At 71.4% G+C, this 13100-nt stretch carries 11 protein-coding genes (1 of these 11 cut by a window edge); 6 read left to right on the top strand and 5 right to left on the bottom strand.

Translation table 11 applies throughout. The features are described from left to right. Nucleotides 1-13 precede the first annotated feature (13 nt). Nucleotides 14-1162: a polysaccharide pyruvyl transferase family protein gene (locus WMF19_RS13070; RefSeq protein WP_437899390.1), complete on the bottom strand. Its 1149-nt coding sequence runs from the start codon at nucleotides 1160-1162 to the stop codon at nucleotides 14-16. A gap of 543 nt (nucleotides 1163-1705) precedes the next feature. Here WMF19_RS13070 and WMF19_RS13065 point away from each other — a divergent pair. The 6 genes from WMF19_RS13065 to WMF19_RS13040 all read left to right on the top strand — a co-directional run bounded on the left by WMF19_RS13065 (nucleotide 1706) and on the right by WMF19_RS13040 (nucleotide 8865). Continuing rightward, complete coding sequence (locus WMF19_RS13065; protein ID WP_437899389.1) at nucleotides 1706-2542, top strand: hypothetical protein; 837 nt, start codon at nucleotides 1706-1708, stop codon at nucleotides 2540-2542. 342 nt (nucleotides 2543-2884) lie between these two features. Beyond that, complete coding sequence (locus tag WMF19_RS13060) at nucleotides 2885-4204, top strand: ATP-dependent 6-phosphofructokinase (RefSeq protein WP_437899388.1); 1320 nt, start codon at nucleotides 2885-2887, stop codon at nucleotides 4202-4204. 136 nt (nucleotides 4205-4340) lie between these two features. Continuing rightward, complete coding sequence (locus tag WMF19_RS13055) at nucleotides 4341-4808, top strand: hypothetical protein (protein WP_437899387.1); 468 nt, start codon at nucleotides 4341-4343, stop codon at nucleotides 4806-4808. A 299-nt stretch (nucleotides 4809-5107) separates the two neighbouring features. Next, nucleotides 5108-6613, top strand: coding sequence for a hypothetical protein (locus tag WMF19_RS13050; protein WP_437899386.1), 1506 nt, complete (start codon nucleotides 5108-5110; stop codon nucleotides 6611-6613). Between the two features lie 7 nt (nucleotides 6614-6620). Then, nucleotides 6621-8039 carry a hypothetical protein gene (locus WMF19_RS13045; RefSeq protein ID WP_437899385.1) on the top strand — a complete coding sequence of 473 codons (1419 nt, stop codon included), beginning with the start codon at nucleotides 6621-6623 and terminating at the stop codon, nucleotides 8037-8039. Continuing rightward, nucleotides 8032-8865 (top strand): class II glutamine amidotransferase, encoded by an 834-nt coding sequence (locus WMF19_RS13040; protein WP_437899384.1) that lies wholly within the window; start codon nucleotides 8032-8034, stop codon nucleotides 8863-8865. The genes WMF19_RS13045 and WMF19_RS13040 overlap by 8 nt, the downstream gene beginning before the upstream one ends. 100 nt (nucleotides 8866-8965) lie before the next feature. On the opposite strand, the gene WMF19_RS13035 is transcribed toward WMF19_RS13040, so the two are convergent. The 4 genes from WMF19_RS13035 to WMF19_RS13020 all read right to left on the bottom strand — a co-directional run. Continuing rightward, nucleotides 8966-9340 carry a zf-TFIIB domain-containing protein gene (locus tag WMF19_RS13035; RefSeq protein ID WP_272103056.1) on the bottom strand — a complete coding sequence of 125 codons (375 nt, stop codon included), beginning with the start codon at nucleotides 9338-9340 and terminating at the stop codon, nucleotides 8966-8968. Nucleotides 9341-9438: 98 nt separating this feature from the next. Then, nucleotides 9439-11370 (bottom strand): hypothetical protein, encoded by a 1932-nt coding sequence (locus tag WMF19_RS13030; protein WP_437899383.1) that lies wholly within the window; start codon nucleotides 11368-11370, stop codon nucleotides 9439-9441. A 5-nt stretch (nucleotides 11371-11375) separates the two neighbouring features. Further along, nucleotides 11376-12473 (bottom strand): lysylphosphatidylglycerol synthase transmembrane domain-containing protein, encoded by a 1098-nt coding sequence (locus WMF19_RS13025; protein WP_437899382.1) that lies wholly within the window; start codon nucleotides 12471-12473, stop codon nucleotides 11376-11378. Next, nucleotides 12422-13100, bottom strand: the 3' portion of a protein-coding gene (locus tag WMF19_RS13020; protein WP_437899381.1) for an NAD-dependent epimerase/dehydratase family protein. It continues 359 nt past the right edge of the window; 679 of the gene's 1038 nt are visible here — the last part of the coding sequence; its start codon lies off the right edge, out of view; it ends in the stop codon at nucleotides 12422-12424. Before WMF19_RS13020 ends, WMF19_RS13025 begins: the two co-directional genes overlap by 52 nt.

Below are 13100 nucleotides of genomic sequence, written 5' to 3'. Positions count from 1 at the left end.
CAGCTCCCCGCGCTCACGCGCTCTTCCGCACGGGCTGCGCCGCCGGAGCTCGCCGCGCGAGGAGCTCGGTGACGAGCTGGTTGGTCTCCCTCGCCCTGGCCTTCAGGCCAGGGAGCAGCCGGCGGATCTTCGCGCGGATCTCGTGACGCGTGTCCCACGAGCGATCGAGCCTGGCGATGAGCTGCCCGGAGCTGATGCTCCCGAGGGGCGGGGTCTCCATCTCGAGATCCTCGATGAACCCCGCGACCTTGGACGCGTAGGGCAGCGCCACGAACGGGGTCTCGCGGAGCGCCGAGAAGATCAGGAAGTGGAGGCGCATGCCCACCACGAACTCGAGGTGCCCGACGAGGCTGAGGATCTGCTGCGGCGTGTACCGGCGCCTCAAGACCTCTGCCCGCTCGGCGTTCTTCATGTGGGCGACGACCGCGTGGCTGTGCTGCACGTCCGTCCGTTCCATGGACACGAACACGACGTCCGCGTCGAGGCGCTCGACGACGAAGTCCGCGGCGTTGGCGAGCAGGCCATAGTACTCGTCAGGGTCGATGTCGGGCGCCGCCGGGCCCGGCTCCCTGACGGAGAAGCCGACGAGGTGCCGCTCGAACTCGACCCCCTCGGCCCGGATGGCCTCGATCGGCAGCGCCTCCTCGCGCAGCAGCAGGGCCGGATCGGCCGTGAGGCGGATCTCGCGATTCACCCCCACCTCCTCGAGCAGGCGACGTCCCTGCTTGTCTCGTACGGTCACGATGTCCGCGGCGTTCAGCGCCGCCCGTACGGCTTGCTTCGCGCCCGGGTCCGACAGCGGCCCGGCGCTCACGGCGTAGATCACGACGGGGACGCCGCGCTCCTCCGCGATGAACGCCTCTCTCAGATAGACCGGCGCGTCCCGATCGTACAGGATGCCTCCCCCGCCGAGGACGAAGAGATCGAGGCGCTCGATCTCGGCGGTCGACTCCATTCGTGTGAGGTCACGAACGGGGACGACGCGCTCCACCTGGTGGCGCGCCTTCGTGTCCTCCGGGCACAGCGAGAACACGGTGATCTCCGCTGGCATCGACTCCCGGAGCTGCGTGACGATGCCATCGAGGATGGCCTCGTCGCCTAGGTTCATGCCGCCGTAGGACCCTGAAATCCCGATTCGGAACGGTCGGTTCGCCTTGTCCATCGTGGGCTCCTCCCGCGAGCGCCTCCGCTCGATCGCCGCGCCGTCACGTCGCGTCGAGCGCGGCCCTCCGCCAGCTGCGACCTGCTCGGTCGTCCTCGTCAGCGCAGCGCAGGACCTTGCCACGGAGGCGGCGAGGCGCAATGTCCGCCGGCGGAGGACGCACCATGGGACACGCGCAGGCGCGGACGACCTGGAGTGGCTTGGGAGAGCCAGGCGACGAAGCGCGCCCGGCCAAGGAGCAGCGCGCGGGGCGAGCTGCGGCGCGGGTCGCGCCGGCCGTGCCCGTGGCTGATGTCGTGGAAGAGGCCTGTCAGCAATCCTTTCCTGCGAGCGACCCACCCGCCTGGACGCCTGCGAGAGCCGGCATGCCGCGCGACGACCGGTAAGCCGGACAGCGGACACCTCGGGTTCGAGGGCCCGGACGCGAGGCTCAGTCGGGTGTCGCTACCACCACGTGCGTCAGGCCGACGCCGACGGCAACGGGCCGGCGCGCCCTCGTCGACGCGCGCCTCGAGAGAACGGTCATGATACCGTGATCGGCCGATGCTTCCTCGCACCCTCGCCGTGCTCGCCCTGTGGACCTGCGGCTGCGCCCCGGCGCTCTCCACGTTCCAGCCAGCCCATGTGGCCAAGAAAGGCCATGTCCAGGCCGAGCTCGGGCTCGACGTCTCGATCCCGACCGGCGCGCTCGCGTCGATGGTGGACGCCGGCGTCGTGCTGGCGGACGTCGCGGAGTCACGGGAGCTGTCCGAGGCCGAGCGTCAGGCGCTCTTCGAGGCGGGCGGCGCGCTCGCGTTGAACCCGCCCTCGGTCACGCCGCACATCGGCATCGCCTACACCGCGCTCGACCGCTGGGAGCTCAACCTCCGTTATACCGGCAGCGCGTTCCGCCTGGGCACCCGCTACCAGCTCCTGAAGAGCGACGAGCACGGCGTCGATCTGACGGCCGGCGCCGGCATCGGGCGCTACGTGATGGAGTTCCCTGTCGGGAGCATCCTTGGCATCGTCGAGCTGGAGGACTTCACGCGATGGCAGGTCGACCTGCCCATCCAGATCGGGAAGGCGGGCACATGGTACCGGGTCTGGGGCGGCCCGCGCCTGATGTTCACGACCTTCGGCACGTCGCTCGTCCTGGACCTGCCCGCCTTCACCGGCTATCCGGGCGAGCGGGAGCTCGCGTCGTTCTCCGGCACCGGCTTCTACGTGGGCGGCCAGGCCGGCGTCGCGCTCGGCTATAAACACGTATTCTTCGGCTTCGAGCTGACGATGGCGGAGATCTTCTCGAGCGGTGAGCTCACGGTGCTCGGTCAGCGGACGGTCGCGCTCGATCTCGACAGCTTCATCGTCTACCCGTCGATAGGGCTGATGGCTGAATTCTAGATCCAGAGCACCGGACGACCGACGCGCGCACCTCAGCGGAGCGCTCGGCGCCCCGTCGCTGGTCGCCCGGCGGCACGGCGCCCCTCGGCGATTGCGCGAGCCCCGCGGCGGCGCGCTCGTCCCGAAGACCCGCGTCTTTCTGGACAGGGGGGCGGCCTGGTTCACGAGGAACGGGAGCTGCCCGTAGCGCGCTGCTCCTCGCGCGGGAACGGAACCGCGCGGCGTTACGATAGCTTATCGCTCCTGAAAAGCGGTCGAAACAGGCGCCGTCGGACGATGGAAGCGTCCCCGCGGCGGTGCTCGCCGGAGGGGCGCTGTTCTCCTCACCTGGAGGCATTGCGCGTGGTGACCCCTGCCGACCTCGCCATCAAGGATCTCGGCCCTTGCCGGCACCCCTCGCCCGTCGCCGAGAAGCTCGGCGAGAAGGCCACGGTGTACGTCGGCGAGGCCGACAAGGTGCTGTTCAACGATCGCCTGTCCGCCGTCCTCGCGGACGCCTCCGGCGAGCGGCCGCCTGCGTTCGAGCTGGCCGGGCCGCGCAACCGCGTCTTCTGGGATCCGAAGGAGGTGCGCGCCGGCATCGTGACGTGCGGCGGGCTCTGCCCCGGCGTCAACAACGTCATCCGCGGCCTCGTGCTCACGATGGCGCAGAGCTATGGCGTGCCGGAGATCTTCGGCTTCCGCTACGGCTACGAGGGGCTCGTCGCCCGCTTCGGGCACGCCCCGATGCGCCTGGATCCCCGGAGCGTCGAGGAGATCCACCGCATGGGCGGCACCGTGCTCGGCACCTCCCGCGGCAACCAGGACCCGCACCAGATGGTGGACACGCTCGAGGCCCTCGGCATCAACGTCCTCTTCGTCGTCGGCGGCGACGGCACCATCCGCGGCGCGATGTCGATCGTCCGGGCCATCGAGGAGCGCCGCCTGTCGATCGGGGTCGTCGGCGTGCCGAAGACCATCGACAACGACATCAAGTTCATCGACCGCAGCTTCGGCTTCGAGAGCGCCTTCGCCGCCGCCGTGGACGTCATCCGCAGCGCGCACGTGGAGGCCTCGGGGGCGAAGAACGGCATCGGCCTCGTCAAGCTGATGGGCCGGCACTCGGGCTTCATCGCCTGCGCGGCGGCGCTCGCGTCGGCGGACGTGGACGTGGTCCTCATCCCCGAGGTCCACGCCGAGCTCGACGGCCCCTGCGGCCTGCTCGCGCACCTCGAGCGCCGGCTCGCCCGCCACGGCAACGCCGTGATCGTCGTCGCCGAGGGCGCCATGCAAGAACACTGCACCTCCAGCGCGGAGCCCATGGCGACGGACCTCAGCGGCAACCTCAAGCTGAAGGACATCGGCCTCTTCCTGCGCGACCGCATCAACGCGCACTTCCGGGCGCGCGGCGTCGAGGCGACGCTGAAGTACCTGGACCCGAGCTATCATATCCGCAGCGTCCCCGCGTCCCCGTCGGACAGCGTGTATTGCTGGAACATGGCCCGAAACGCGGTCCACGCGGCCATGGCGGGCAACACCGAGATGCTGATCGGCCGGTGGCACGGCCGCTTCGTGCACGTGCCGATGCCCCTGGCCGTCCGCATGCGCAAGCAGGTGGACCCGACGGACGACCTGTGGATGGCCGTCGTGGAGGCCACGGGGCAGCCGCTCTCGTTCTACTAGCTGCTAGCAGGGGTCCGACCAGGGATCCGGAGAGAGATTTCAACGCAAGGTCGCAAAGTCGCAAGATCGCAAAAGAACGATTGGATCGGCCATCGTCCCGCGCGCCGCGGGCTCTCCCCGTGCCATCATGGCCGGCATGACGATCTCGCTGCCCTCTCGCTCGCTCGTGCTCGCCGGCCTCGCCTGTCTCGCCGGCTGTACCAAGGAACCCGCGCCGCAGGCCCCGTCGGGGGCCCAGGTCCCGTCGGGGGCCGAGGCCTCACCCGCGTCGCAGGCCCCGCCGGCGGCCGAGACCTCGCCGGCGGCGCAGCCCCCGCCGGCGGCCGGCGAACCGCGCGCCGCGGCGTCCGAGGCTCGGTGCGAGGCCGACGCCGACTGCGTGGTGTCCTGCGCGCAGGCCGGGCAGTGCTGCGACCAGCTGTGCCCGCCGTGCAACCAGGCGTTCCACCGCGACGCGCTCGCGGAGCTCCAGAAGTGGCGCGCCGCGAGCTGCGCCGCCGCGAGCTGCCCGGTCGCCAAGTGCATGGCGCCGAAGGAGGACTCGGTCGCTCGCTGCAAGGCGGGCGCATGTGTGGTCGAGCGCGTCCCGCACGTCGACCGATGAGCCGGCGCCCAGGGTGAAACCTGCCCGACACCTTCGCGAAACGCAGGGAACACCCTCGCACAGCGCCCACGGCGCGTTTTGCCACAGGCTGCATCGACGCCACACCGATCGAGCTCGACGCCGGCGGGCGGCCGTCTCCGGCTTCCTTCATGCCGAGACCGCCGTCCGTGGCCCTGCGCTTGCATTGCGCAGCGCGTAGGGCGCGGGAACATCGCGCTCCCGGCTGCGAGCTCTCCTGAAGCCCACGGCGCTCGCCGTGCTGGCGGACGGGCCCTCGCCGGGATCGCAGGGGAGGTCCCTTGGGCATCGAGATCCAGCAAGACCATTTCAAGACCGTGGATTATCGGCTCTTCAAGACCCGGCTCCAGCAGAACCTCGCGGCGCTGGAGATGGTGCTCGCGCGGCCGGGGTTCGGCCATGGGGAAGCGACGATCGGCACCGAGCTCGAGATGTTCCTCGTCGATCGCGAGGCGCGCCCCGTGCCGATCGGCGCGGAGATCGCGCGCGCCGCGGCGAGCCCGATGATCACGCCGGAGATGGGCGCGTTCGACATCGAGCTCAGCACGCAGCCGGTGCCGCTCGCCGGCAGGCCGCTCTCGGCGCTGCGCGAGCAGATGCGCGCGACCGTCGAGGCGATTCGCGAGCGCGCGGCCGCGCGGGGCGCGCGCGTGGTCCCGGTCAGCATCCTGCCGACCTTCCAGCGGCGCGACTTCAGCCCTGCGACGATCACCAACCTGCCCCGGTATCGCGCGCTCGCCGCGGGGCTCTGCCGGCTGCGCAAGGCGCCCTTCCATATCCGGATCGACGGCGCCGAGCCGCTCGAGCTCACGTCGGACGACCCCGCGATGGAGGCGGCGAACACCGCCTTTCAGATCCACCTCCGGGCCACGCCCGACGCCTTCGCGCGGCTGTTCAACGCCGCGATGATGATGACCGCGCCCGCGCTCGCGGCCGCGTGCAACTCGCCCACCTTCCTCGGCCACCGGCTGTGGCACGAGACGCGCGTGGCGGTGTTCAAGCAGGCCGGCGACGATCGCCCGCCGGCGCCCGGCGCGGACTGGAAGATGCCGGCCCGCATCGGCTTCGGGACCGGCTGGGTGCGCGACGGCGCGGCGGAGCTCTTCATGGAGAGCGTCGCGCTGCACGAGCCCATCCTCCCCGTGTGCGGCGACGAGGACGTCGTGGGCTGCGCGCGGGCCGGGGGGATACCGCAGCTCCACGAGCTCCGCCTGCACCACGGCACGGTCTGGAACTGGAATCGACCGGTGTACGATCCGGACGGCGACGGCCACCTGCGGATCGAGCTGCGCGCCTTGCCGTCCGGGCCCACGCTCGATGACATGCTCGCGAACGGGAGCTTCCTGCTCGGAGGCATCCTCGCCCTCGCGCCCTCCATCGGAGAGCTCCTGCCGTCGTTCCCGTTCGAGCTCGCCGTGAGGAACTTTTACCATGCGGCGCACTACGGCCTCGACGCCGAGCTCATCTGGCCGGCCGTACCGGGGGCCGCGCCGAGGTGCGTCCGGGCGCGCGATCTCCTCCTCTCGCTCTTGCCGCGGGTCGAGGAGGGACTCGTGACCGCGGGGGTCGACGGGGACGAGGCCCGCCATTATCTCCGGATCTTCGAGGCGCGGGTCGCCAAAGGCATCACGGGCGCCACATGGCAGCTCCGCGCGCTGTCGGCGCTGGAGACGGGCTCCGCGTCGCGCGAGGAGGCGCTGAGGAGGATGCTGGAGCGGTACATGGCGGAGGTCGACTCCGGCGCGCCCGTGCACGCCTGGGGGACCCCGCGCGCGGGCGCGACATGAGGTCGCCATGAGCCAGGACGCCACCAGATCCCTCGCGGAGCAGCTCGACGCCCGGCTCGCCGCGCCGGGGGCGATGGATGCGGCGCGGTTCGAGGCGTTCCTCGACGCCCAGCGGAGGCTCGGGCTGGTCCACGGCGCGCGCCCGCTGTGCCGCCACCTGCGGCCGTACCTCATCGCCGAGCACGACCTCGCCGCGATCGCCCGCGCGGCCGAGCAGATCGCCTCCGCGCTGGAGAGGGTCGCGCAGCGCGCGATCTGGGACGACTTCCTGGCCGAGGAGATCGGGCTCTCCGCGGACGAGCGCGCCCTCGCGGCCATCGTGCCGGGCGCGGGGCCGCTCCACACGGTCGGGCGCCTCGACATGCTGATCACCGACGGCGGCTTCTCCTTCATCGAGTACAACGCCGACTCCCCCGCGGGCCTCACCGACCAGCTCCTCGTCGAGCGGACGCTGATGGCGCTCCCCCACCTCGCGCCGCTCCGGGACGGGCATGGCCTGCGCACGCCGGCGCCGCACCGGGCGCTCCTCGGCGCCCTGCGCGAGGGCTACGCCGCGTGGGGCGGGCGCGAGGCCCGGCCCGCGATGGCCATCGTCGACTGGGCCGCGGTCGACACCTCGGCCGAGCTCGAGGTGCTCGCCGACCTGTTCTCGGCCGAGGGGCACCGGACAAGGATCGTCGATCCGGACGAGCTCACGTACGACGGCCGCCGCCTCGAAGCGCGCGGGGAGCGGATCGATCTCGTCTACAGGCGCGTGATCACGCAGGAGCTCATCGCGCGGCGCGGCCTCGATCACCCCCTCATCCGCGCCTACCGCGACCGCGCCGCGTACGTCGCGAACTCGTTCCGGATCAGGCCCCTCAACAAGAAGGCGGCGTTCGCCGTGCTGAGCAACCCCATGTTCTCGGGCATGTTCTCGCCCGAGCAGCGCGCGGCCATCGCGGAGCACATCCCCTGGACGCGCCGGGTGACCGCCGGCCGCGCCGCGTGGCGGGGCCGCGAGGTGGATCTCGTCGAGCTCCTCCTCGGAGAGCAGGAGAGCTTCGTGCTCAAGCCGAACGACGAGTACGGCGGCAGAGGCGTGCTGCTCGGGTGGACGGCGACGCCGGCGGCGTGGAGGGAGGCAGTCCGGGCCGCCGCGGATCAGCCCTGGATCGCGCAGGAGCGGCGCCGCCCGCGCACGGCGCGCATGCCGACGTTCCGCGGCGGCGCCGTGGAGGAAGAGCAGGTCTATTTCGACCTTTGCCCCTTCGTCTTCGCCCGCGGCGCGGAGGGCCCGCTCCCCACCTTCGTCACGCGCATGGAGGGCGCCATGGTGCGGCTCTCCGCCTCGGAGGTCAGCAACGTCTCCGCCGGAGGCGGGGTCACGGGGCTCGTGATCGTCGATGGCGCGCGCGCGCCACGGGAGGGTGCCCGCCATGTGTGAGCTCCTTGGTATGGTGTCGAACGTGCCGACGGACATCGTGTTCTCGTTCACGGGGCTCGCGCTCCGCGGCGGGCAGACGGGGCCGCACGCGGACGGCTGGGGTGTCTCGCTGTACGATGGGCTGTTCGCGCGGACGTTCCTCGAGCCTCACCCGGCCTTCTCGAGCCCGCTCGCGCGGTTCATCCGCGAGAACCCGATCCACACGGCCCTCGCCATCGCGCACGTGCGCAAGATGACGCGCGGGGGAGCGGCCCTGAAGAACACGCACCCTTTCATGCGGGTCCTCCACCGCCGGCACATCGTGTTCGCGCACAACGGCACCTTGCCCACGGTCCGGGATCGGAAGCTCCACGTCGAGACGCCGGTCGGCGATACCGACAGCGAGCACGCGTTCTGCGTCCTCCTCGAGGCGATCCGGAGCGCGTACGGCGCGAGCTACCCGGCCGACGGGCGGGAGCTCGGGCGCACGCTGTACGAGCTCGGGAACGAGCTCGGCGCCGACGGCGTCTTCAACTTCCTGTTCGCGGACGGCGAGCACCTCTTCGCCCGCTGCGGCGACCACCTGTCCTGCATCCTGCGCCAGGCCCCGTTCGGCGAGGCCACGCTCGTGGACGCGGATCTCAAGGTGAATTTCAACGACCTCCACGGCGTGGGCCCCGACGCGCGGATGGCGGTCGTGGCCACCGAGCCGCTCACGCGCGACGAGCTCTGGCGCAAGGCGACGCCCGGCACGCTGTGGGTCTTCCGCGCCGGCGAGCTCCTGGCGACATTCCCCGAGCCCCGCGAGGGCTCAGGCGCCGAGGAGTCTGCCCCCGAGGTCCCCTGATCGAGCGCGCCCCCGGGGGGGGCAGCCGGGCGGGCTGCTCGAGGCTGAGCTGTACGGCGGAGGAGAGCCCGTGTCCGCAGCTCCCGGCGCCGGCGCGCCGTCAGCTGCGCGGGCGCGCGAACAGGTCCCGGAAGAAGTCGCTCAGCGTGTGCTCCTTATAATCGCGGAACTCGCCGGCATCGAAGTAGACGCCGCCGCAGACGCTGCAGTTCTCGTACCAGATGTGCGACTGCTCCGGGTCGACCATGCGCACCATCGGCGTCGTGCAGCGGGGGCACGGCACCCGCCGGATCTGGTTGTTCTTCCGCCCGACCGACGGGTCGCCGGTGTCGATCTGCTGGGAGCCCGCCATGGCCTTGAGGGACTCTTTCTCCCGGCTATCGAACCAGATCCCGCCGCACGCCGTACACCGGTCGACGTCGATCCCGCCGAAGGTGACGACATCCATCGAGGCGGTGCATTTCGGACAGTTCACGTCATGCTCCAGTGCGGCAGGCGCCGCGGTCGGGAGCGATGGTATCAGACGCCCCGGATCGCGTGAAGGGCCGAGCGTTCGTGGAGGCACCGGCAGCGTCAGCGCGCCGGCGCCGCTTCGTCGAAGAGCTCGACCTCGTCGATCGCGATGTGGCCCCAGCCCTTCTTCTCCTCGTCGATCACCGCGAGCTGCGCCGTCTTGCCGCGGAAACTCCGCACGTCCCACGTCACCTCGGTGAGAATGTCGCTCTCGATCCCCACCTCGCTCAAGACCTTCTTTCCGTCGACGCGCAGCTCGACGCGCGTCGTCGAGGACTTGCCGCCGCCGATCAAGAAGCCGAGGCGATCGCGGTCGACGACGAACACGGGAGAGATCGCCTGGCCCACCGCCTCGTCGTAGAGCTTGGGAGCAAAGCTCGTGAGCAGCTTGTGCCGTGAGGCGCCCACGACGCCCGGAGTGAACGCGTCCCCCGACGTCGTCCAGCCGCCGAGCCCAGCCTCGAAGTCGAAGAGCACGCGCCGTTCCTTCTTGTTGACCGGCTCCCGCAGCCGCAAGAGGTTCCGCGGCGCCGAGGGGTAGCCCATCAACGGGTTGACGCGCGCCCGCTTGGGAAGCTGCTTGTTCGGCTTGTAGAGCTGGTGGATCCAGCCGCGGATCGACGGCCCCTCGAGGCCCGACAGGATCACCCACGTCGCCTGGGTGCGCTTCAGGAAGCCGGGCAGATCGATGCCGGGCATCCGCCCCACCATGGCATCCCAGTAGGGCATGTCATGGAACTGGGGTGTCGTTTGCCCGTTGCGGACGGCGAGGAACGGGTGGCTCGGGATGAGCACGCCGCCCTCCAGCGAGGCCACGTACTTGTTCAGCTCGATCGCCCTCTTCCAGAGGTCCTCGGAGGGGATGTAGCGCGCCTTGTCGTACCGTTGGTGGACGAAGAAGGCGGCGGCCAGCGCGAGGGCGCCGATCTCCGCGGCGGCGCGCGCGCGGGGCGATGACCAGAGACCTTGGAGGACGTCCCCCACGAGCAGCGCGAACACCGGGCCGGACAGGAGCGCCACCGGGATCAGGTTGTTCAGGAAGCCGCCAGCCTTCGCGTACGGCAGGATCGCCGCCGGGAAGGCCGCGATGAGCATGCCTATCCAGAGCGCGGTGCGGGGCCGCAGCCAGCGACGTCGGCGCGCGAGGATCGCGATCAGCGGGAGGAGCGCGAGGAACGCCGCGAACTCGAAGAGGATCCGCAGCCCGTCCAGCGCCTGTGACCCGCGCACCTGATGGTGCGAGAGGTTCTTGACCGTGTAGATCCAGAAGCGGCCCTGCGTGGCGATCTGGAGCCCCGCGAGCAGGGCGCCCGACAGGACCGCCATCGACAGGCCGAACACGATCGCGCGCGGGAAGCGGCGCACGAGCAGGAACAGGCCGACCCAGGCGGCGAAGAAGATCCCCGTCTGCTTCGTGAACAGCGCGGCGGTGAACACGGCGGCCGAGGCGATCAGCTGCTTGCGAGAAGGGTTCTCGCCGCTGACGAGCGCGGCGCCGAGGAGCGGGAGCGCGATGGCGAGCGAGTCGTTGCGCACGACATCGTACCAGCCGCCCACCACGGGAAAGCTGGCCGCGGCCGCCGCGACCGCGGTGAGGCCCAGGGCGACGCCGAAGCCGCGGCGACGGCCCGAGGCGCGCATGGCCTCCACGAAGAGCACGGCGCACGCGAGCGCGAAGGCGGCGATGGAAACGGCGCGGCCCGTCGCGTAATCGAGCCCGGCGAACGTGGCGGCAAGCCCGACGGCCGTGAAGTGGACCGGCGGGTAAGGGTACGGCAGGAACCCCTGGGACGGCGGCCCGTAGATCGCCTCTCCCGCCAGCAGGCGATGGGTGTGGAGGAGAGCCCCGCCCTCCATCCACTCGATATCCATCGGGTAGTCGATGCGGGCCGCGAAGATCTGCGCGAGCGTCGCCACGTGCCAGAGCGCCGGCACGAGCAGGGCAAGCCCGAGGACGAGGAGCAGCGCGCGCGCAAGGAGCGCCCTGACCATGGGCGTCAGCCTCGCTCGACCGGCGCGGGCCCGTCCGCGCCGCGTTGCGCGCCGGGCGCCCCGAAGAGCGACCACGCGCCCCAGAGACAGAGCGGCGGCAGCACCGAAGCGGCCCGATCCACGACGACGGCCACCGTCGCGGCGCCGGCGTCGATCCCCGTGAGCGACGTGAGCAGCGCGACGCCCGTCAGCCCCATCACCCCCTCGGAGATCGGGAGCAGGGTCAGGATCCCGGCGATGATCGAGATCGGGTACACGAAGAAGACGACGCCGAGCTCGGCCTCGAAGCCGAGCAGCACCATCACGAGGTACAGCTTCGAGAACTCGATCGCCCAGGCGACCGCCGACAGCAGCGCGTAGCCGGCGAGCCGCGCCGGCGAGCCGAAGCTGCGATCCCACGCGGCGAACAGCCCCTCCAGGAGCTCCAGCGCGCGGCCCTTCTTGCCCGATCCCATGACGCGCCCGGCGAGGTGCGAGAAGGCCGCGAGCAGCGGCGTCCGCGCGCGGCGCACCGAGATCACCGCGACGCCGGCGGCGAGCCCTGCGAGCAGCGCGAGGCTCGCGCCCCGCCACGCGTCGGCCGCCGCGCGCCCGGACAGGAGCGCGCCCGTGACCGCGATGGACGCGGCGATGACGAGGAGGTCCAGCGCCCGCTCCACCAGGACCAGGCCGACCCCCGCGCTGCCCGAGACGCCATGCCGGCGGACGAGCTCCGCCTTGATGAGATCGCCCGCTCTGGCCGGAGTGACCGCGGCGACGCTCAGCCCCGCGAGGAAGATCCGCGCGCCGTCGACCCAGCGGTAGTCCCGCGGCCGTTCGCGCACGAGGAGGGCGTGGTAACGGAGCGCCCGCGCCGCGATGTGGGCGAGCGAGACGGCGACGATGAGCAGCAGGTGGACAGGCCGGAGGCGGGAGAGGCCCTCGATGACGCGATCGCGGTCCAGGTTGCGCCACGCGAGGGCGGCGATCGCCGCATAACCGAGCGCCGCGACAAGGAGCCGCAGCGTCCGCGAGCGGGCCGGCGCAGGCGTCGCCCTTGCGGCGTCCGCGCTCACGACGCGCCCGGCGCTGCGCCCGTCTTGTTCCTGTGCTCGATGTACCACGCGAAGGTCTGAAGCGCGGCGTCGACGTCGTTGTATTGAGGCACCCAGCCGAGTCGCGCCCGGGCAGCTGTGGTGTCGACGATGTAGTCGAGATCGGCGATGAGGTACTGGTCCTTGCGGAGCGGCGAGAGGCGCACCGCTTCGAGGGCGGCGAGCGCGGGCTTCACGATCGCTCCCGGCAGGTTCACGACGCGCGATCGGGAGCCCGCGCGGCGCGCGACCTCCTCGACCCAGCGGCGCATGGGTGGCACGTCGGACGACCCGCAGTTGTACGCGGCGAAGCCGCGGTCGAGGCCGGCCAGGAGGACGAGCCGCGCGACGTCTTCGACCGCGACCATCTGGTACCGGTTCCGCCCGCCGCCGATGAGGGCCACCGGCCGATCGCGCAGGATCCACTCGAGGACACGGGTCAGGACGCCGGTGCGCCCCGGCCCCACGATGAGGCAGGGGCGGATGACGGCGGCGTCGATGCGCCCCGCGTCGTGAGCCTCCCGGATCAGCCCCTCGGCCTCCAGCTTGCCGCGTCCATAAGGTCCGAACGGCTCCTTCGGGTGATCTTCCCGGATGGGCAGCGCCTGGGGAAGCCCGTAGACCATGTTCGTCGACACGAAGACGAGGCGGGCGGCG

The organism is Sorangium sp. So ce124, assembly GCF_051525235.1.
Classification (GTDB): domain Bacteria; phylum Myxococcota_A; class Polyangia; order Polyangiales; family Polyangiaceae; genus Sorangium; species Sorangium atrum.
This window is presented reverse-complemented; position numbering and strand designations above follow the sequence as displayed.

Bases quoted from the DNA above. Each gene is read 5' to 3' on its own strand.
- WMF19_RS13070 (WP_437899390.1), bottom strand. From the start codon at position 1,162: ATGGACAAGGCGAACCGACCGTTCCGAATCGGGATTTCAGGGTCCTAC.
- WMF19_RS13065 (WP_437899389.1), top strand. From the start codon at position 1,706: ATGCTTCCTCGCACCCTCGCCGTGCTCGCCCTGTGGACCTGCGGCTGC.
- WMF19_RS13055 (WP_437899387.1), top strand. From the start codon at position 4,341: ATGACGATCTCGCTGCCCTCTCGCTCGCTCGTGCTCGCCGGCCTCGCC.
- WMF19_RS13045 (WP_437899385.1), top strand. From the start codon at position 6,621: ATGAGCCAGGACGCCACCAGATCCCTCGCGGAGCAGCTCGACGCCCGG.
- WMF19_RS13040 (WP_437899384.1), top strand. From the start codon at position 8,032: ATGTGTGAGCTCCTTGGTATGGTGTCGAACGTGCCGACGGACATCGTG.
- WMF19_RS13030 (WP_437899383.1), bottom strand. From the start codon at position 11,370: ATGGTCAGGGCGCTCCTTGCGCGCGCGCTGCTCCTCGTCCTCGGGCTT.